General features: G+C 41.8%; 14 protein-coding genes. 13 read left to right on the forward strand and 1 reads right to left on the reverse strand.

What is annotated here, in order from left to right:
• Window positions 1–252: 252 nt before the first annotated feature.
• The 13 genes from rimM (at window position 253) to HMPREF2607_RS09130 (ending at window position 19,039) form a co-directional block, all read left to right on the forward strand.
• On the forward strand, window positions 253–771 hold the full coding sequence (rimM, locus tag HMPREF2607_RS09065) for a ribosome maturation factor RimM (RefSeq protein WP_002884411.1): 519 nt from the start codon (window positions 253–255) through the stop codon (window positions 769–771).
• Window positions 761–1,480: a tRNA (guanosine(37)-N1)-methyltransferase TrmD gene (gene trmD, locus HMPREF2607_RS09070; protein WP_002886864.1), complete on the forward strand. Its 720-nt coding sequence runs from the start codon at window positions 761–763 to the stop codon at window positions 1,478–1,480. The genes rimM and trmD overlap by 11 nt, the downstream gene beginning before the upstream one ends.
• A 1-nt stretch (window position 1,481) precedes the next feature.
• Window positions 1,482–2,480 carry an NAD(P)/FAD-dependent oxidoreductase gene (locus tag HMPREF2607_RS09075; RefSeq protein WP_070476763.1) on the forward strand — a complete coding sequence of 333 codons (999 nt, stop codon included), beginning with the start codon at window positions 1,482–1,484 and terminating at the stop codon, window positions 2,478–2,480.
• 82 nt (window positions 2,481–2,562) lie between these two features.
• Window positions 2,563–4,977 carry an FtsK/SpoIIIE family DNA translocase gene (locus HMPREF2607_RS09080; protein ID WP_070476765.1) on the forward strand — a complete coding sequence of 805 codons (2,415 nt, stop codon included), beginning with the start codon at window positions 2,563–2,565 and terminating at the stop codon, window positions 4,975–4,977.
• A 214-nt stretch (window positions 4,978–5,191) separates the two neighbouring features.
• The gene (gene pulA, locus HMPREF2607_RS09085) at window positions 5,192–7,387 is read left to right on the forward strand and encodes a type I pullulanase (protein WP_070476767.1); all 2,196 of its coding nucleotides are present in this window, start codon (window positions 5,192–5,194) and stop codon (window positions 7,385–7,387) included.
• A 169-nt stretch (window positions 7,388–7,556) separates the two neighbouring features.
• A complete protein-coding gene (gene glgB, locus HMPREF2607_RS09090) occupies window positions 7,557–9,437 on the forward strand; it encodes a 1,4-alpha-glucan branching protein GlgB (protein ID WP_070476769.1) in 1,881 nt (626 codons plus the stop codon).
• Window positions 9,438–9,627: 190 nt separating this feature from the next.
• Window positions 9,628–10,770: a glucose-1-phosphate adenylyltransferase gene (locus tag HMPREF2607_RS09095; RefSeq protein WP_014634805.1), complete on the forward strand. Its 1,143-nt coding sequence runs from the start codon at window positions 9,628–9,630 to the stop codon at window positions 10,768–10,770.
• Complete coding sequence (gene glgD / locus HMPREF2607_RS09100; protein WP_070476771.1) at window positions 10,760–11,896, forward strand: glucose-1-phosphate adenylyltransferase subunit GlgD; 1,137 nt, start codon at window positions 10,760–10,762, stop codon at window positions 11,894–11,896. Before HMPREF2607_RS09095 ends, glgD begins: the two co-directional genes overlap by 11 nt.
• A complete protein-coding gene (glgA, locus tag HMPREF2607_RS09105) occupies window positions 11,893–13,323 on the forward strand; it encodes a glycogen synthase GlgA (RefSeq protein WP_021143828.1) in 1,431 nt (476 codons plus the stop codon). Before glgD ends, glgA begins: the two co-directional genes overlap by 4 nt.
• 325 nt (window positions 13,324–13,648) lie before the next feature.
• On the forward strand, window positions 13,649–16,054 hold the full coding sequence (locus HMPREF2607_RS09115; protein WP_070476774.1) for a glycogen/starch/alpha-glucan phosphorylase: 2,406 nt from the start codon (window positions 13,649–13,651) through the stop codon (window positions 16,052–16,054).
• 213 nt (window positions 16,055–16,267) lie between these two features.
• A complete protein-coding gene (locus tag HMPREF2607_RS09120) occupies window positions 16,268–16,828 on the forward strand; it encodes a GNAT family N-acetyltransferase (RefSeq protein ID WP_070476775.1) in 561 nt (186 codons plus the stop codon).
• A 104-nt stretch (window positions 16,829–16,932) separates the two neighbouring features.
• Window positions 16,933–18,462, forward strand: coding sequence for a DUF1310 family protein (locus tag HMPREF2607_RS09125; protein ID WP_070476777.1), 1,530 nt, complete (start codon window positions 16,933–16,935; stop codon window positions 18,460–18,462).
• Window positions 18,443–19,039 carry a hypothetical protein gene (locus HMPREF2607_RS09130; protein WP_070476779.1) on the forward strand — a complete coding sequence of 199 codons (597 nt, stop codon included), beginning with the start codon at window positions 18,443–18,445 and terminating at the stop codon, window positions 19,037–19,039. The genes HMPREF2607_RS09125 and HMPREF2607_RS09130 overlap by 20 nt, the downstream gene beginning before the upstream one ends.
• 61 nt (window positions 19,040–19,100) lie before the next feature.
• Here the strand turns inward: HMPREF2607_RS09130 and gshAB are convergent, their stop codons facing one another.
• Complete coding sequence (gene gshAB / locus HMPREF2607_RS09135; protein ID WP_070476781.1) at window positions 19,101–21,365, reverse strand: bifunctional glutamate--cysteine ligase GshA/glutathione synthetase GshB; 2,265 nt, start codon at window positions 21,363–21,365, stop codon at window positions 19,101–19,103.
• Between the last annotated feature and the right edge of the window lie 273 nt (window positions 21,366–21,638).

The raw sequence follows: 21,638 nt of genomic DNA on the forward strand, positions 1-21,638 counted from the left end.
CGGTAACACGGGTTCGAATCCCGTACGGACTATAAGTACCAGCTAGAGAAAGCTGGTTTTTTTGTGTCCTTTTTGATAAAATAGAGGGGTTGACTGGCCTAGGTCAGACATTTTATACCACTTTAAAATCATAAATAACGAGACCTCGACCCGAAGAAAAACCTTTGTTTTGTGATGGCTGTCAGATGATGATAAGCCCTTGGTCGAGTTGTGGTTTTATTTGAATAAGTAAACAGATAATAAGGAAATGCAATGACATACTATAACGTTGGAAAGATTGTAAATACACAGGGCTTGCAGGGGGAACTTCGTGTTTTGTCTGTAACAGATTTTGCGGATGAGCGTTTTAAGAAGAAGAGTGTCCTAGCCCTTTTTGATGACAAAGATAATTACATCATGGATGTCGAGATTGCGAGTCACCGTAAGCATAAGAACTTTGATATCGTTAAGTTTAAAGGACTTTACCATATCAATGATGTAGAGAAGTATAAGGGCTGTAGTCTTAAGATTGCTGAGGAAAATCTAACAGACCTTGATGACGGGGAATTTTACTATCATGAGATCATTGGCCTTGATGTTTATGAAGGCGACACTTTGATCGGTCAGGTCAAAGAGATTCTCCAACCGGGAGCTAATGATGTTTGGGTAGTGAAACGTAAAGGCAAGAAAGACTTGCTCTTGCCATATATCCCACCTGTAGTTCTTGATGTTGATGTTGCAGCTGGTCGTATTGAGGTTGAGCTCATGGAAGGATTGGACGATGAAGATTGATATCTTGACCCTATTTCCAGATATGTTTGCTCCCTTAGAGCATTCCATTGTTGGTAAGGCAAAGGATAAGGGGCTTCTAGAAATCAACTATCACAATTTCCGTGAAAATGCGGAGAAGGCTCGTCATGTAGATGACGAACCTTACGGTGGTGGACAAGGCATGTTGCTTCGTGCCCAGCCAATTTTTGATACCTTTGACAAGCTAAATGTCACTAAGCCTCGCGTTATTCTCCTAGATCCTGCGGGGCGTACCTTTGATCAGGCCTATGCAGAAGAATTGGCGCAAGAAGAGGAATTGGTCTTTATCTGTGGCCATTATGAGGGCTATGATGAGCGCATCAAAACTTTGGTGACAGACGAGATTTCCTTGGGAGACTTTGTCCTAACTGGGGGAGAGTTAGCTGCTATGACTATTGTAGATGCTACCGTCCGTTTGATTCCTGAGGTTTTAGGTAAGGAAGCTAGTCATAAGGATGATAGTTTCTCATCAGGGCTTTTGGAGTTTCCACAATACACTCGCCCAGCTGAATTTCGTGGCATGAAGGTGCCAGATGTGCTCTTGTCAGGTCACCATGTCAATATTCGACGTTGGCGTATGGAGCAGAGTTTGCGTAAGACCTGGGAGCGTCGACCAGATCTTTTGGAAAACTATGATTTTACGGATGAAGAACGTCAGATTTTAGAAGAGATAAAAGCAGAAGGAAAATAAAATGTCAGAAGAAAAGATTTATGATATTACCATTATTGGTGGTGGACCAGTAGGACTTTGGGCTGCCTTTTATGCCGGTCTACGTGGCATGACTGTTAATATTATTGAGAGTCTGTCAGAACTTGGTGGACAGCCTGCCATCCTCTACCCTGAGAAGAAAATCTATGATATTCCAGCCTTTCCTCAAACAACAGGTGCGGAATTGACAGAAAACCTCTTGACTCAGCTTAAGCGTTTTGAAGATCGTGTCAGCATTCATTTGAAAGAGGAAGTTCAAACCTTTGAAAAGACCGATGGTATCTTCACAATTACTACTAGTAAGGGCGAACACTTGTCTAAGGCTATCGTCATTGCCTGTGGAAATGGTGCCTTCGCTCCACGTCCTTTAGGTGTGGACAATGAAGAAGATTATGCGGATAATAACTTGTTCTATAATGTGCATAGCTTGGACCAATTTGCTGGCAAGAAGGTTGTGATTGCTGGTGGTGGGGATTCAGCTGTTGACTGGGCCAATCACCTAGATGGGATTGCTGAGAGCGTGACTTTGATTCACCGACGTGATGCTTTTCGTGCCCATGAGCATAGTGTAGAGCTTCTTCATCAATCATCAGTTAATGTGATGACACCTTATGTACCCCTTGAAATCAAGGGTGAAAGTGGTCTTGCCAAAAGTTTGACCGTCCAAAAAGTGAAGTCAGATGAAGTTGTGGAATTGCCGCTTGATACCCTTATTGTTAGCTTTGGCTTCTCAACCAACAATAAAAACCTTCGTAACTGGAATGTTGACTTTAAACGCTCTAGCATTACTGTCAATGCCCAGTTTGAAACTTCACAAGAAGGTGTTTACGCTATCGGTGATGCAGCAGAATATGAAGGCAAGATTGACTTGATTGCTGTGGGAATGGGTGAAGCCCCTATCGCTATCAACCAAGCCATCCAATATATTGATCCAGACGGTAAGAATCGTCCGGTTCACTCAACATCATTAATTGAAGAATAATGTCAAAAGAAGACTTTGTCTTCAATCTAAGGAGAGACTTGTCTCTCTTTTTTCATGTCTAAAAACGTGGTATAATACACCTATGGCTACAACGAAAAAAACGAAAAAAGGGGCGGCTTCTAAGAACGGTAAGAAGCGTCTTACAAAAGCAGAATTAGACAGACAGAAGGCGATTAAGCGAATGCTATGGACCTTCTTTTTTGCCTTTGTCTTAATTTTCCCAGTCTTTCGATTGGGTTTCTTTGGGGTTACCCTCTATAATATCTTTCGAGTATTTGTGGGGAGTATGGCTTATCCTTTAATTTTTGCTATCTATGTTTATCTCTTTGGCTTTAAATGGTTACGTAAACACAGTAACTATGTCACAGGATTTTGGATGGTCTTTGCGGGGCTCTTGTTGGAGTTTCACGCCTATCTCTTTAGTCTAGATCGTATGAGCGGTTTGGATATTTTCCCTGGTACCAAGGACTTGCTTTTTGGTGAACTTGTGAGTGTGCAAGTCGCTCGTTTTGCGGGTGGAGGTATGTTGGGGGCTCTCCTATACCAACCGATTTCCTTTCTCTTTTCAAATATCGGTAGCTTCATGATTGGGGTATTGATTATTCTCTTAGGTGCTTTCATTCTTAGCCCTTGGGATGTCTTGGATATCATGGAGTATGCTAAGGAAGCTTGGCAGAAAGGGGCTGAAAAGCGTTTGGAACGGACGGCTCAGCGTCAGGAGAAGAAGGCAGAACGTCAGGCTCAGAAAGAACGTGAAGCAGAAGAACGTGCCGAGGCCGAGCGTCTGGCTGATTTGACTGTTGACGAGGAGACGGGAGAAATCTTGGATGATGCCGCGGAGGCCTTGTCACAAGAAGCTGAGATTTTTGCACCTGAACCTGAAATCAGTGATTATGCCTCCGAGGACTACTATGATAATCTGCCTCCAGAGGATTATGAGGATTTCCAAGAAGATTATGCACCTTATCCAGAGGATGTGCCAAGCGAGGAGTTTCCCCCATCTATGGTGGTTGAGGGAGATGATGCCCCTGTTGAGGTTGATTTCACGCCTAAGGAACTCCTGCAGTATAAATTACCTCATATAGATCTCTTTGCACCTGATAAGCCTAAGAGTCAATCTAAAGAGAAGAACATCGTTCGTAAGAATATTCGAATCTTAGAAGATACCTTCAAGAGTTTCAATATTGACGTCAAGGTTGAGCGAGCCGAAATTGGACCGTCAGTGACCAAGTACGAGGTTAAGCCTGCTGTCGGGGTTCGTGTTAACCGCATTTCAAATCTAGCGGATGACTTGGCTCTGGCTCTAGCTGCGAAAGATGTCCGTATTGAGGCACCTATTCCTGGAAAATCTTTGGTTGGTATCGAAGTGCCTAACTCAGAGATTGCGACGGTTTCTTTCCGAGAACTTTGGGAACAGTCCAAGACAGACCCTAATAAGTTCTTGGAAGTTCCCCTCGGTAAGGCGGTTGATGGCTCAGCTCGTAGCTTTGATTTGGGTCGGATGCCTCACTTGTTGGTCGCGGGATCTACAGGTTCGGGTAAATCGGTTGCGGTTAACGGTATCATCTCTAGTATTCTTATGAAGGCTCGTCCAGACCAGGTTAAGTTCCTAATGGTTGATCCTAAGATGGTTGAACTTTCGGTTTACAATGATATTCCTCATCTCCTTATCCCTGTAGTGACCAACCCACGTAAGGCCGCCAAGGCTCTTCAAAAAGTGGTAGATGAGATGGAAAATCGTTACGAACTCTTTAGTAAGTTTGGCGTGCGTAACATAGCTGGCTATAATGCCAAGGTGGAAGACTGGAATGCTCAGTCGCAAGAAAAACAGATTCCCTTGCCTTTAATTGTGGTTATCGTTGATGAGTTGGCTGACTTGATGATGGTAGCTAGTAAGGAAGTGGAAGATGCTATTATTCGTTTGGGACAAAAAGCGCGTGCTGCGGGAATTCACATGATTCTCGCCACTCAACGTCCGTCGGTTGATGTGATCTCCGGTTTGATTAAGGCCAATGTGCCATCTCGTGTGGCCTTTGCGGTGTCTTCGGGAACAGATAGTCGTACCATTTTAGATGAAAATGGGGCAGAAAAGCTACTCGGACGTGGGGATATGCTTTTCAAACCGATTGATGAAAACCACCCTGTTCGTCTGCAAGGTTCCTTCATCTCTGACGATGACGTAGAACGTATTGTGACCTTTATCAAGGATCAGGCTTCAGCTGACTATGATGAGAGCTTTGATCCTGGCGAAGTTTCTGAAAATGATTTTGGTGGAGGTTCCTCTGCTAATGGTGGTAGCTCAGAAGGTGACCCACTCTTTGAAGAAGCCAAGGCTTTGGTCCTTGAAACACAAAAAGCCAGTGCTTCCATGATTCAACGTCGTCTGTCAGTTGGTTTCAACCGTGCCACTCGTTTGATGGAAGAATTGGAAGAAGCAGGTGTTATTGGACCGGCTGAAGGTACCAAACCACGTAAGGTTTTGATGACTCAAGAATAATGAACTGGAAAGAGTATCAAGCCTGGTTTTTAAAGGAATTAAAATAGACAAAAGAAATGAGAAAAATGAGTGTTTTGCCATTTGTTTTCTCATTCTTTTTTTATGTTCAAAATAAACCAAAAAATTGCAAAATATTCCATAAGAACGCTTACAAAACGAACATTTTCTGCTATAATAGGAGAAAAAGTGAGTAATAAAAACTAAGGAGTAAAAAATGGACAATTTATTAACCGTTCATTTTCATAGTATGCATGGCGACTATTCCAGATACAGTATGTGGAAGTGGCTAGATGGTTATTGGGGCGAAGAGGCCCATTTTTCACGTGAAGATGATTTTGGCCTTGTTGGTCAGGTTACTTCTCCCTCTAATCGTTTTATTGATTCTGTCAATCTTTTGGTAAAAACGGAAGACTGGTCGAGGCAAACACATGATTATCGCGTTCGACGTTTCCTAGGGGATGCTCCCAATGCTATTTGGATAGTTGAAGGTGATCCAACGGTTTATTATTCTAAACAGGCAGCCTTGACTAGCCATAGTTTCGAAGGTCGCGACCAGCATGCCTTTGATATGGCTCTTCGTAGACAGGAATTTGATCAGAAGTGGGGCTTTCAAGGATGGTTAGGTCATAAGTATGAAAAAGGGGCTACAGAGTTTCGCCTTTGGTCACCTCTAGCCCGTCGTGTGCAGCTCCTGCTTTTTAAAAAGGGCAGTAAAAATCCTAAGATCATTAAGATGAGCCGAGGAACCAGTGTCAATAAGGACCGTCATGAGATGAATACTCACGGTGTTTGGAGTGCCACTGTCAAAAAGGATTTGGATGGGGTAGCCTACCAGTTTCGTGTGTATCATGAGGAAAGTTTTTATCAGGATACGAGAGACCCCTACAGTATTGCCCTTAGCTTAGATAATAAAAAAAGTTTGGTGGTCAATCCACAGCGACTTGTCCCAAGAGGATTTGAAAAGGTTACCAAACAAAAAGCGAGCTGGCGTAAGGCAAATGCTTGCTCATCCGTTATCTGTGAAATGCACATCCGTGATTTCTCGATTTCAGAGACATCTGGTGTTAAGAAGTCCTATAGAGGAACCTATCTAGGTGCTTGTCAAAAAGGGACTAAAAATGACCATGGAGATGTGACTGGTTTTGATTATCTCAAACGCATGGGCTACAACTATGTCCAACTGCAACCAGTCTTTGATCACCATAAAACCTATGATAAAGATGGTAAGTTGCTCTACAACTGGGGCTATGATCCTGAGAATTATAATGTTCCAGACCGTCAGTTTGCTGCTGATCAAAAGAATCCCGTGGCACCAATTTTAGAGCTTAAGAAAATGATTCAGACCTACCATGAGGCAGGAATTGGGGTCATCATGGATGTGGTTTATAACCATACTTACTCATCTTACAGCTCTCCTTTCCAACTATCTGTGCCGGCTTATTACTACCGTATGCATGACAATGGGTCTTTCCAAGATGGGTCAGGTTGTGGAAATGAAACAGCCAGTGAAAAGGAAATGTACCGTAAGTATATGATTGATTCTTTGACCTATTGGGCAGAAGAATTTGGAGTGGATGGTTTCCGTTTTGACCTCATGGGCTTACATGACGTTGCTACGATGAATGCCATTCGTTCAGCCATGGATGATATTGATTCTAGGATTCTTCTTTATGGTGAAGGATGGGATATGGGAATTGGTCTTCCTGTAGACCAAAAGGGCAAGAAGGATAATGCAGCCTTGATGCCTAGAATCGGATTTTTCAATGACAATGCGCGTGACGCGGTCAAGGGGGCAGAGGTCTATGGGTACATCAATAACGGCTATGTGTCTGGAGCCCCATTGGAAGACCAGATTGCCAAGAGTCTGCTTGGTAGCCGTGGTTTTGTAAACTACCTCATGCCAGGTCAGGTCCTCAACTATATCGAAGCGCACGACAACTACAATTTGAATGACCTTATGCATCATTTGCATCCACATGATTCGCCAGAAGATATTGAAAAACGTATTTACTTGGCAAATGCTCTTAATCTAAGTATGCAGGGAATGTGTTTCATGCAATTGGGACAAGAATTCCAGCGCACTAAGATGGTTGCAACAGGCGAAGATGGTAATTACACGGAAGCAGATGTCAAGCGTGCCATGAATAGCTACAATGCCCCTGATGCTGTTAATCAGGTGGATTGGAATCAAGTGACTCTTAAGAAAGACTTGGTTGCTAAAGTTGCCAAATTAATTGAGCGTAAGCAAACCGTACCAGAATTGTCATATCGTTCTTATGCAGACATTTACGATAATCTCTATGTCGCAAAAGCGGAGTACGATTCAGGTATTGTTGAATTGCACATCTCAGGAAAATTACGTGAAACCTTTGTGTTCAATAATATGAAAAAAGATTTGGAGATTTACTGACAAGACTATCAAAAAATGTTATAATATAGCAAACGCTTACATAAGTGGTTTTGTACGCTTGTAAGCCCTACCGTAATAGAGGGGTTTCTAGTGTATTTACATATATTTCAATGTTTTAATTTCTTGATAGTTAGATCTATCAAGGCTAATTTAAGGAAGGAGTGATGGTATGAATCTCGATGAAGCCATGTACACGTTTGGAACAGGTGAGAACTTCCACCTTCAGAATTATCTGGGTGTGCATGAATTAGAGGGAGAAGAAGGATTTATCTTCCGTGTGTGGGCCCCTCATGCTGAGCAGATTCAGGTAATTGGAGATTTCACAGGTTGGTTTGATGAACCTCTGGATATGACCAAAAACCATATCGGTGTTTGGGAGGCAACTTCAGACCTCCCAGAGGAAGGACAACTTTATAAGTTCTTGGTGAAACGTAAGGGAGGTCAAGTCGTCGAAAAGATGGATCCTTTTGCGACTTACTTAGAGCCTCGTCCTGGAACAGGAGCTGTGATTCGTAAGAAGAAAACTAAGAAGTGGAAGGATGGCCTTTGGATGGGTCGTCGTAAACGCTTTGGTTTCCAAAAACGTCCGGTTAATATCTATGAAGCTCATGCATCATCTTGGAAACTAAAAGAAGATGGTCAGCCTTATACCTTCAAGGAATTGAAGGAAGAGTTGATTCCATATTTGGTTAAGATGAACTATACCCACGTGGAATTCATGCCACTCATGGCTCACCCTCTTGGGATGAGTTGGGGTTACCAGCTTATGGGTTACTTTGCTTTTGAGCATACCTATGGCACACCAGAAGAATTTCAAGATTTCGTAGAAGCATGTCACCAGAATAATATCGGTGTCTTGGTAGACTGGGTCCCAGGTCACTTTACACAGAATGACGATGCCTTGGCCTACTTCGATGGTACACCAACTTTCGAATATCAGGATCACGATCGAGCTCATAACTATCGTTGGGGCGCACTTAACTTTGACTTAGGAAAAAATCAAGTTCAGTCATTCCTTATCTCAAGTGCTCTTTACTGGATTGAAAATTATCATATCGATGGTATCCGAGTGGATGCAGTATCTAACATGCTCTATTTGGACTATGATGAAGGTCCATGGATGCCTAACAAGGACGGTGGAAATCGTAACTTGGAAGGCTACGGCTTCCTTCAAAAACTCAATCGTGAAATTAAAAAACGCTATCCAGATGTTATGATGGTTGCGGAAGAATCAACTGCAGCAACGCCAATCACCCAACCGATTGAAGAAGGTGGTCTAGGTTTCGACTTCAAATGGAATATGGGTTGGATGAACGATATCCTCAAATTCTACGCAGAAGATCCAGTTTACCGTCAGTATGACTTCAATCTGATGACCTTCAGTTTCATGTATTGCTTCAATGAAAACTATGTTCTACCTTTCTCACATGATGAAGTGGTTCATGGTAAGAAGAGCATGATGCATAAGATGTGGGGTGACCGCTATAATCAGTTTGCTGGTCTTCGTAACCTCTATGCTTACCAACTCTGTCACCCAGGTAAGAAATTGCTCTTTATGGGTTCTGAGTTTGGTCAATTCTTGGAGTGGAAGTTTGATTATCAACTCGAATGGGGTAATCTTGAAGATGAGATGAACCAGAAGATGCAGGCCTTTACTAGCCATATGAATGCTTTCTACAAGGACCATAAATCTCTCTGGCAGATTGATGATTCTTACGATGGTATTGAAATTATCGATGCGGATAACCGAGCTGAAAGTGTTCTTTCCTTCATTCGTAAGGATGACAAAGGCGATAAGGGTGACTTCCTCGTCTGTGTCTTCAACCTAGCTCCAGTGGAACGACAAAACTTCACTATAGGATTGCCAGTAGCTGGTATCTACCAAGAAGTGCTTAACACTGAGATGGAAGAGTTCGGTGGTGTCTGGAAAGAAGGAAATCCTGAAACCCGTACCCAAAAGGCGAAGTGGAAGGACTATGAAAATACCCTTAGCTTCACCCTACCTGCTCTAGGAGCAAGTATCTGGCGTGTAAAACGTCGCTTGAAATAAAGGGTAGACTTAAACGTGTACACGATTTGTTTTTCGGGGTGATAGATAGAAAATCTCAATTCTAAGATGCTTTTGATTTTCGAACTGTTACCATTAGTGAAAAACTTACTTTAATTGTCATAACCAGTTTCGACTGATTATCTCGTCATCCTTTTTGGGATGAAACTAAAAATCATGAGGGGGACTATTCATGAAAAATGAAATGTTGGCTTTGATCCTTGCTGGTGGGCAAGGAACTCGTCTTGGAAAATTGACCCAAAGTATTGCCAAACCAGCTGTTCAGTTTGGTGGACGCTACCGTATCATTGACTTTGGTTTGTCAAACTGTGCCAATTCAGGGATTAACAATGTTGGTGTCATTACACAGTATCAACCACTTGCTTTGAACAACCATATCGGAAATGGTTCAAGTTGGGGCTTGGATGGTGTTAACTCTGGTGTATCAATTCTTCAACCTTACTCAGCTAGTGAAGGTAATCGTTGGTTTGAAGGTACCAGCCACGCTATTTACCAAAACATTGACTATATCGACAGCATCAATCCTGAATACGTTTTAATCTTGTCTGGTGACCATATTTATAAGATGGACTATGATGACATGCTCCAAGCACACAAAGACAACAACGCGAGTCTTACTGTAGCAGTTCTTGATGTGCCACTTAAGGAAGCTAGCCGTTTCGGTATCATGAACACAGACGCTAATAACCGTATTGTCGAGTTCGAAGAAAAACCTGAAAATCCTAAATCTACTAAGGCATCAATGGGTATTTACATCTTTGACTGGAAACGTCTTCGCAATATGTTGGTTTCAGCTGAAAAGAGTGCGGTTGATATGTCTGACTTTGGTAAGAACGTTATTCCTGCTTATCTTGAAACAGGTGAAAGCGTCTATGCTTATGAATTTGAAGGCTACTGGAAGGACGTAGGTACTATCGAATCCCTTTGGGAAGCAAATATGGAGTATATTTCTCCTGAAAATGCTTTGGATAGCCGTAACCGTCAATGGAAAATTTATTCACGTAACATGATTGCTCCACCAAACTTCTTTGGTGAACATGCTGAAATTGAAGACTCACTCGTTGTTGACGGCTGTTTGGTTGATGGAACTGTTAAACATTCAGTGCTCTCAACAAGTGCCCAAATCCGTGAAGGTGCGGTCGTTGAAGATTCAGTGATTATGAGTGGTGCAGTTATCGGTAAAGGTGCAAAAATTAAACGTGCGATTATCGGTGAAGGGGCACACATTTCTGATGGCGTGGAAATTGACGGTACAGAAGAAGTGCAAGTCGTAGGATACAATGAAGTAGTGGGGGTACCAAAAGATGAAGATTGATAAATATTCTGCAATTCTAGGAAATACCGTAGGATTCCATGACATGGATGGTTTGACTGAGCACCGTCCTATTGCCAGCCTACCATTTGGTGGAAAATATCGCCTCATCGACTTCCCATTGTCTAACTTGGCTAACGCTGGTATCCGTAGCGTCTTTGGTATCTTCCAAAACGAAAACATCAGTTCTGTTTTCGACCACATTCGTTCAGGTCGTGAGTGGGGCTTGTCAACACTCCTCAGCCACTACTACCTTGGTATTTATAACACTCCAGTTGAAAGTTCAACGGTTGATGAAGAATACTATCGTCAAATTTTGACTTACCTTAAACGTTCAGGGTCAGACCAGACGGTAGCCCTTAACAGTGATGTTTTGGTCAACATTGATCTTAACCAAGTTTTCCACCTTCACAATACAACAGAACCAAAAATTACTGTTGTCTACAAAAAACTTCCTAAAGAACAAATCTCAGATGTAAACAGTGTTTTAGAAATTGATGAATCTGATAAAGTGTTGAGCCATGAGCTCTTCCAAGGCGGAGATCAAGAAGTTTACAATATGTCAACAGACATCTTTGTTGTGGATACTCCATACTTGATTGAAAAATTGGAAGAAGAAGCAGCTAAAGAAGAACCACGTAAGCTTCGTTATGTGCTTCGCGATTTAGCAGTTGCTGAAAATGCTTTTGCTTACGAATACACTGGTTACCTTTCAAATATTCACTCAGTTAAAGCATACTTTGATGCTAATTTGGATATGTTGGAATCACAAAAATTCTATAAACTTTTTGCACCAAACCAAAAAGTTTATACAAAAGTTAAAAATGAAGAGCCAACATACTATGCAACTTCTTCTGATGTTAAAGTGTCTCAGTTTGCATCAGGTTCTATTGTACGTGGTAAAGTGGAACACTCAGTGATTTCACGTAATGTAGATTTGGCAGAGGGTTCAAGCGTGGACCACTCAGTTCTCTTCCCACGTGTTAAAGTTGGTAAAGGCGCTACAGTTGAGTATGCGATTGTGGATAAAGGTGTTGAAATCGCTGAAGGTGTTACTATTCGCGGTACAGAAAACAACCCAGTTGTCATCAAAAAAGGTAGCGTTGTAACAGAGGATATTGTACGATGAAAATTTTATTTGTAGCGGCTGAAGGTGCACCTTTCGCTAAAACAGGTGGCCTAGGTGACGTTATCGGTGCCCTTCCTAAATCTCTTGTTAAAAATGGTCACGAAGTTGCCGTAATTCTCCCTTATTATGATGTGGTTTCGGCTAAGTTTGGCGATCAGGTTGAAGACCTTGGCTTCTTCTATACAAATGTTGGTTGGCGTCGTCAATATGTCGGCATCAAGAAAATTGTCCGTGATGGTGTGACTTTCTTCTTCATTGATAATGAGCAGTATTTCAACCGTGGTACGGTATACGGTGAGTGGGATGATGGTGAGCGTTTTGGTTTCTTCCAAATGGCTGCCCTTGAGTTGATGGAAAAAGTGGACTTTATTCCAGATGTTCTCCATGTTCATGACTACCACACAGCCATGATTCCTTTCCTTCTTAAGGAAAAATACCATTGGATTCAAGCTTACCAAGGTATTAAGACAGTCTTCACTATCCATAATATTGAATTCCAAGGTCAATTTGACAGTGGAATGCTTTGGGAAATTTTCGGTGTTGGTTACGAGCGTTATGCTGATGGTACCCTTCGTTGGAATGATTGCCTCAACTGGATGAAAGCAGCTGTTCTTTACGCAGACCGTGTCACAACAGTTTCACCATCATATGCTGGTGAAATCCAAACACCTGAATTTGGTAAAGGCCTTGATCAAATCATGCGCATGGAATCTGGTAAGTTATCTGGTATTGTTAATGGTATCGATACGGACCTCCTTGATCCAGAAACAGATACTCACATTCCTTATCATTTCTCAGTGGATGATTTGTCAGGTAAAGCCAAAGACAAGGCAGCGCTTCAAGAGCGTGTTGGTCTTCCAGTTCGAGAAGACGTTCCATTGATTGGTATTGTGTCACGTTTGACAGACCAAAAAGGTTTCGATTTGGTGGTTAACGAGCTTCACAACATCTTGCAACATGATGTTCAGATTGTTCTTTTGGGTACTGGTTATAGTGACTATGAGAATTCTTTCTCTTGGTTCGCTCATGCCTACCCAGAGAAAATGTCTGCCAACATTACTTTCAACCTAGAGTTGGCTCAACAAATTTATGCTGGTTGTGACATTTTCCTTATGCCTTCAGCCTTTGAACCATGTGGCCTCTCTCAAATGATGTCTATGCGCTATGGTACCTTGCCAGTGGTTAGTGAGGTTGGTGGTCTTCGTGACACCGTTGAACCTTACAACCCTGTCACAGGCTCAGGTACAGGATTCTCATTTGGTAACTTCTCAGGTTACTGGATGGTTCAAACCCTTGAAAAAGCTCTCGATGTTTACGAAAACAACGCTGATGCTTGGAAGCAACTCCAGCACAATGCGATGACACGTGACTTCTCATGGGATACAGCAAGTTTGGCATATGTTGATTTGTACAAACAATTAGTATAATTCCAAAGATAACTTTTCTCGCAAGGGAAAAGTTATCTTCGTGTAAAGCGTTTGAAAACGCTTCTAAAATTATTTAGTCCCTAAGTTTTGCTTGGCAGAGATTATAGAGAAAGCGTCTAAAAGTCTGAATAGAAGAATAACTCTAATCATGTTATAATATAATTGACTGTTTTGACAGTTTTGTAAATAAAGATTTTGAAATGTCTGTTTCGAATCTTGTCTGGCAAGGTTTGGAAGTTTGAGTAAAATTTCCAATTCCCTCTTATCTGAATAGATACCTGTAAGAAGTCTATTGAAGATAAGAAAGTAGTAAGAAAGGATTTCTATGCAACTTGAAAATTTAACAAAAGAACAATTCATCCGTGACTTTAAGGATACTCTCCATCAAGAGCAGTTGATTAAAGTTGCTAAGGCCACACCAACGGAGATTTTTACTGCCTTGGCTGGTTTGATCCGTAAATATTACACAAATACATGGATTGAACGTAACCATGCACTTTCAGACAATCAAGAAAAGATTGCTTACTACTTCTCGATTGAATTTCTTCCAGGTCGTATGTTGGAAACTAACCTTCTCAACCTTGGTATTCTTGACCTTGTTAAAGAGGGATTCGCAGAACTTGATATTGACTTCCGTGAAGTTGTAGAAGCTGAGCATGATATGGCACTTGGTAATGGTGGTCTTGGTCGTTTGGCTGCTGCCTTCATGGATTCGCTTGCGACTACTGGTTATCCAGGTTTTGGTAATGGTCTTCGTTACCGTTACGGACTTTTCAAACAACGTATTGTGGATGGTTACCAAGTGGAATTACCAGATGGTTGGTTTGGTTCTACAGGTAATGTTTGGGAAACACGTAAAGACCACGATATTGTCTATGTGAAACTCTTTGGTGATGTGGTTCTTGAAAGCAATGAAGATGGTCGCTTTGTCCCAACTTATAAGAATGCTCAAGTCCTTCGTGCCGTACCTTATGATGTGCCGCAAATTGGTTATAAGAATGGTGTGATTAACAACCTTCGTCTTTGGGATGTAGAAATTCCTGAAGAATACGAATTGGATTATCCTACGCTTGATGCACGTCGTCGTGTGAAAGATATTACTGCTATTCTTTATCCAGATGATTCAACGATTGAAGGTAAAGAATTGCGTTTGGTTCAAGAGTACTTCATGACAAGTGCCGGTCTCCAAACAATCATTAAATCTTACCTCAAGATGGGCTTGCCATTGAAAGATATCCACGAAAAAGTATCTGTTCACATCAATGATACCCACCCTGCGGTTGCACCAGCTGAATTCATGCGTCTTCTCCTTGATGAATATGGTCTTTCATGGGAAGATGCTTGGAATGCGACTGTTAAAACTATGAGCTACACTAACCACACTATTCTTCAAGAAGCCCTTGAAAAATGGGATCAACAGCTCTTCAAACGTGTCCTTCCACGTGTTTACCAAATCATCTTGGAAATCGACAACCGTTACATCGCTGAAATGGCTGGACGTGGTATTGCTGCGGATGTCATTGAACGTACTCGTATTGTTAAGGATAACCAAGTCCACATGGCTAACTTGGCTATCATTGGTGGTCACTCAGTCAACGGGGTTGCAAAACTCCACACAGAACTCCTTAAAGAAGATACCCTTCACGATTTCTATACTATTTATCCTGAAAAATTCAATAACAAGACAAATGGTATCGTTCAACGTCGTTGGACACAAATTGCAGCTCCAGAACTTTCAGCAGCCATTGATGACGTGATTGGTGACGGTTGGCGTAACGACATCCATGAGCTTGAAAACCTTACAACTTACTTGGATGACAAGGAAGTCTTGAACCAGTTCTATCAAGTTAAGAAGACTGCTAAACAACGTTTGGCAGACTACATCAAGGAAACAACAGGCGTAGAAGTGTCTACAGATGCTATCTTTGATGTTCAAGTGAAACGTCTTCACGCTTACAAACGTCAATTGCTTAACCTTCTTCACATTATCAAACTTTATTGGGATCTTAAAGATAATCCAGATAAAGACATGGTGCCACGTGTATTCATCTTTGGTGCCAAAGCTGCCCCTGGTTATCACTTCGCTAAATCTGTTATCAAACTTATCAACGAGGTTGCCAACCTTGTTAACAATGACGAAAGCCTTCAAGGGAAACTTAAAGTGGTCTTCCTTGAAAACTACCGTGTCAGCCTTGCGGAACTTATCATTCCAGCAGCAGATGTCTCTGAACAAATCTCATTGGCTTCTAAAGAAGCATCTGGTACATCAAACATGAAATTCATGATGACTGGTGCTATTACCTTGGCAACACTTGATGGTGCCAACATTGAAATCAAGGACGAAGTAGGCGATGAGAATGTTGTCATCTTTGGTATGGACAAGGACGAAGTTTATGAACACTATGCACGTCACGATTACTACTCTCGTGCAGTTTATGAAAATAACCCAGTCATTCGTCGTGTCGTTGATACCTTTGTTAACGGTACGATTCCAAATGCTCAAGCTGAAGGTACTGAAATTTACGAAGCCCTCATCACCCACAACGATGAGTACTTCCTCTTGGAAGACTTCGCTGCTTATGTAGAAGCTCAAGAGAAAATCGATGCGCTTTATCGTGATCATGACAAGTGGGCACGTATGAGCTTGGCTAATATTGCTAAATCTCATAAATTCACTTCAGATGATACAATTACAGAGTATGCTAAAGAAATTTGGGAATTGAAAAAATAGGCGATAGCTTATGAATCACAAAAAAAGATAACGACTAGAAATGGTCGTTGTCTTTTATTTTTTTAGAAGAGAGGTGATGGAGAAATCCAAGTAGCATTTATACATGGCAGTAGGAGTTTACCCGTAGATCTATCTTAGCCCTTGAAACTTGCACTTGCTTATCAAGATGTTATAATGACCTATAGGTATAAGCATTAAAAAGGGGGGAAATTTATGGCTTTACGCAGCCAATTAATTACCAAAGAGTTTCCAGAATTAGATAGGGTAGAGCGCTTAAACAACGAGGCCTTTCCAGAAGAAGAACGTATTCCATTAAGTGACTTCTTAAAATTGGATGGTCGTGATGATTATCATTTCTTTGCCTTTTATGACGAGGATGATTTTATTGGATTTGCCTCAGTTCTCTACAATGCCAAAGTTTTTTATGTGAGTTTCTTCGCTATCGTACCTCAAATGCGGAGTCATGGCTACGGAAGTGAGATTATTGATAAACTTGTAGACTTTTATGGACCATCTCGTTCTATGGTCTTGGAAGTAGAGCGCTTGGATGAACCTAATGACAATCCTGAGCAACGTGCGGCGCGTTGGGATTTCTATAAGCGTAATGGTTTTAAGACTTCCAATGCCTTCTTGGAATATGAAGGTTTGAGCTTTGAGATTCTCTATCGTGGCGATCACTTTGACGAAAAATCCTACAGAGACATATTCCACAAACTTCAGGAAAATGCTTATTTTGATTTTAGTATTAAACATCGTCGCTTGAGCGATTTATAAAAATTGAGTTGAACAGGTCTTAGTCGGCCTGTTTTTCATTTGTTTTCAACGTTTGTCAATCGTTTTCAGAATATTTTGTCCTCCTATGCTATAATGGAAGTACTATGAAGAAAGTAATTTTACAGTATCTGGCAAGTGCCCTGGCTGTAATCCTCATACTTGGTCTTGTGGTTTTCAATCGACAGCGAAATGATTCTTTGGTAAAGAAGGTCAAAGACCCTGAGATTTCCTATATCTATCAGAATTCTTTGGAAAATATAGATAGACTGGCGCTCAGTCAGGCTGGGGTTATCCAATCTTATCAACTCGATTCTCTGTCTGTTAGGAAGGAAGATGGGAAGATCCATCTCGTTCTCCATATCAATCATTCCTATGATATGCAGGTAAATCTTGTCCTAAAGGCAGATATCTACGGTGATTTATCTGTGGTTCAAGCGACGCCATCAAAGGCTTTAAAGCTGGCCTTGGAGGACGAGTCTTATCAGAAACGGCTGACCTTGATTTCACAAAAGGCAGATGCTATTATGGCTCGTGACCACTGGGATCAGGGCATTAAGCCAGCCTATGTGGCTCAGGTGAGAAGTAAGATGAAAAAGACTGCCTTGACCCAGTTAGACAAGGTTTTACAGGATATTGACCAAGAAAGCAAGGAAGTGGGTTCAGATACCTATACGGCCTTTTTCCAAGCTTCTCAACTCCCTAATCATGACAAGCTCAATTTGGTTATGGAGCACATGCAGGTTTATGTGGACAAGTACCAGTTCCTCCAGTTAGGGAAGTCAGGTTATAAATTTTCCAAGAAGCTTGAGCCAACCAGTCCTTTTTACAGTTACTTCCGTGAGGCTATTATGGAGACCTATCAGACGGATCTAGGGCTTGGGGTGGATGACTTAGGTATCAAGCTCCATCTTTTTAGGTCTTGGATTGATAAGCAGTCCATGGACTATATTAGAACCAACTACAAGGGAAAGACGGATTTGGACAAGCTACTGGCCTACAGCAAGGATAAGAAGATTCATCTGGATTACACAACAGGTGCTTCCTATCATAATCGAAGCTTGGGAGACTTTACCTATCCACAGAACATGAAAATTCAGCTACCTCAGACCAGTGTCATGGGCCCTTACGGAGTTAGCAATTCTCGCTTTATTGAGTTTATTGTCAATATGGATACAGGGAGATTTGTTTCCGAGTGGAATGTCTATAAGAAAAGGAAAGACGGTAGCATCGACTCTAATCCTAAGCATTATAAGATTGAGGATGGTGCTGACATTGCCGATACGGACTCTGCTAACTATGGGCTGTCTAAGGGCTTGAATGCTGACCTACCAGCCTATCTCAATAATAGCCATACCTATCTTGACGTTCGTCATCCTGCTGACAATGCGATTAGACGCAAGATGGTTAGGAAGTGGAAAAATCCCAAGAATGTCTTAAACGGTGGGCGCTATGCTGATATTGTTAAAAAAGGAGGCTTGAAAGACCTTGAAACATGGAGACAAGTTAAAGCTGAAGACCGGCTCCAGGTCTATAATGCTTACCTTGATTATATTCGCTCTCATCTTGTGCTTAATGGGTTTGACAGCTTTTACCAAGAGACCTACCAGCCCCAAGGTGGAGACAAAAAATACTGAAACCCTTGATAGTGTTCTTGTCGCTAAAAATTTCTATCGCGTAAGGGATGCCTATGCCATCAAGCTCTACGGGCGGGATGAGGGGATGTCCTTTGATGTGGCTGGCCAAAGACTTTTTGGATCAAACATTGCTATTAAGGATGGCCTATTATATGGCTCAAGTCTTGGGGATTTAACCATTGAGGCTTATTTTCAAGGAGAGGTGTCCTACCTTTTAGAGGCTACCCAGAAGCTCCCAGTGGACAAAAATCGGATCAAGTCTAACCACTATAGTCAGGACATTGTTCTGAATAAGGTTTGGACTAGTCTGGAAGGCCAAGAAACCTCCAACAGTATCATCACTCAGTTTCAGGATAAGACTCTACTCAAGTTGCGGATTAGCTACAACAAAGAGTTTCTTCCTACAAAGATTCAAGGTTTTTACAATAGTCAGACCTTTAATGGCTGGCGGGACCTCTTTTACATAGATTATCCTTATAGTGATCAGGAAGCCTTCAATCAGGCTCAAGATGCCTATATACAACACATCCAGTACATGGAAACTCATCCTGAGGAAGAAGCAGGAGAGTTTGGTTAATAAAGCAAAATCACCTTTATCTCGAGATAAAGGTGATTTGTTTGCTCCTAAGATTTAAGTTTTAGTTTTGATTTGTGGCAACTTCTGGAAAAAGCTTGTCTAAGATTTTTGAAGTGATAGCCTGTCCAGGTCCTTCAGCACAGTAGGTGTGCATATACATAGAAGGGTTAAAGTTGAGCTCGATGCAGGTGCAATGAGGGTTTTCTTTGCTAGCAGGTTGGGTTTTATCTGGAATAATGAGGTCAACCCCACAAGCCCAAGCGCCCATACTAGTTGCCATAGCTGCAGCTAGTTCTTGGTAAGAGGAATCCATGGTCTCAGTGACATCAATAGAGTCACCACCCGTAGAAATGTTTGAGTTACGACGTAGATTGACCTTTTTCCCTTCTGGGAGAATATCATCTGGGGTGTAACCCTGTTGTGTTAACATCAGTTGTTCGATGTCTCCTAGCGCAATGATTTCAAGTGGTGAGCGGTGATCACGTCCTCGCAATGGATTGGCATTTTTCTGAGCGACCAATTCACGAATGGTGTGTTTGCCATCACCGACAACATTGGCAGCGACACGAAGGAGTACAGCCTCACAACGTCCATCCAAGATAAAGAAACGGTATTCGGTTCCTGGGATAAATTCTTCAACAAGAACAGCTGTATCTTCTGCAAAGGCAATCTCGAGGGCTTTCTTATAGTTATCAAGGCTGGCAGGCTCTTGGAAAATGGAAATGCCCAGACCAAAGTTGGTTGATTTTGGTTTAACTACAATTTGCTTGTCCTTGATAAGAGGATAGTAGGCTAGACCTTGCTCCAGACTGGTAAATTCGTCGCCAGCAGGAACAGGGAAACCAGCGTCAGCCAGGATTTTTTTGGTCACGGTTTTATTAGCCATGGCAAGAGGTACTACATAGTTGTCTTTTGAGGTCATGTTACCATTTTTGACGTACTCAACATGATCTTTATGCCAGAGTTTAAGGAATTGATCCTGCTCATCTAGGATTTCAAAATGGATTCCTTTTTGAATGGCATCAAAGAGTAGCATCTGAGTAGAAAGTTCCATCTCCTCATAACCCTTAAGAGCATAGTGGGCAGTCCAGTCATAATCATGATAGGCAAGAGCCTTGTCAAGGGCAAAGTCAGCAAGAGCCTTGTCTTTGATATAAGATAAGAGTTGGGCTGCTAGTGTATGACTAGGATCAGCAAAGGCATCTTTAAGTTGTTTGACCAAACCTTGATGATAGTCACCTAGTCCAAAATGTTGCACCAGTTGGTCCAGAGCCGTCGTAATGTTCTGAGTTTCAGCTTCAGAAGGTAGAGGCTCTAAAGGATGAGAGAGGGCGATTTTTTCATTCAACGCGTGACCTTGAGCCAGAGCCTGATCGACATTTTCAGGGGCATCCATCCAGAGGAAGGCTAGGAGAAGCAGGTGTACGGTATCCATGGTAGTTTGGCTAATACCGATACGCTCAAAGGGGTTGAGGTCGAAGTTACGGAATTCCAGATAGGTGATTCCCTTGTCAAGGAAGGAGCGATTAACTTTTTGTCCACGGAAACGAACAGCTGAGTAAAATTCCTTCTCCGCAATCAAATCTCCTTGTTCGATATAGTTTTCGATGGCAGAGACATAATCTTCTAGGCTTGCAAAAGATACTTGGATTTCTTCCTTATTGACATAACCATGGTCACTGTTACGGAAGGAACGAACGGGTTCTGGCACTTCTTGGTCGAAGAAACCTTGCTCAGCAATAGGTGCAGCACCAAAGAGATAGGTAATCACCCAACGGTAGCGCAAATAGTTCTGAGCCAGCTTGAGATAGAGGGCGTTCTTGAAAGCAATCATATCAGTCTGGTTGCTTTCTTTGAATAGGGCCTCAACCAAATCTTTCCCAAGTTCCATATTATAGTGGATACCTGAGATAGCTTGAAGTTTGGTTCCGTATTTTTCAGCCAAGTAGTTACGATAATGGCGTTCGAATTCATTTTCCAGTTGGGCAACTTGGATTTCTTGGGCCTTGATACGAGGTGGCATGGACAAGGGCCAGAGAAGTTCATCTTTACTGATGGAACGTCCAGCTACATCGGTAATGGCTCCAAGAAAACGACGGGCCTCAGTGGTAGATTTAGCAACTGGTGTGATGAGCTCCATTTGAAACTCACAAAAATCTGTTTGAATATAAGGGTGGAAACTTCGAGCTCCTAGGCAAGAAGGGTGAGGCGTATGTGCTAATTTTCCCTGTCTATCGACACGAAGACTTTCGCGTTCAATTCCAAAGTTAGCTTGAAGGATAGGGCTAGTAGGCTCCAGCTTTTGAAGCAGTTGATTTATAGTCATAGAGTCACCTTTTCATCTAATGTTAGTGATAGTCTATTATAAATAGGAGAAGAAAACAACTTTCCGCTACGGTTAAGGGGAATTTCCGAATGTTTTAGATAAGAATTCTTAAAACCAGTTGCTTTTTAGCTCTATTATATGCAAAAATTGTAAAATACCCACTGATTTTTATGTAAAATGTTATTTCTCTTGCAATTTAAATCAAATTAGCCTATACTAATGACGTATATATAAGAACGAAAGCATCCCTAGGGTCTGCCCTCAGGGGCTTTT

The sequence above is a fragment of the Streptococcus sp. HMSC078H03 genome, assembly GCF_001808655.1.
GTDB lineage: Bacteria > Bacillota > Bacilli > Lactobacillales > Streptococcaceae > Streptococcus > Streptococcus salivarius_G.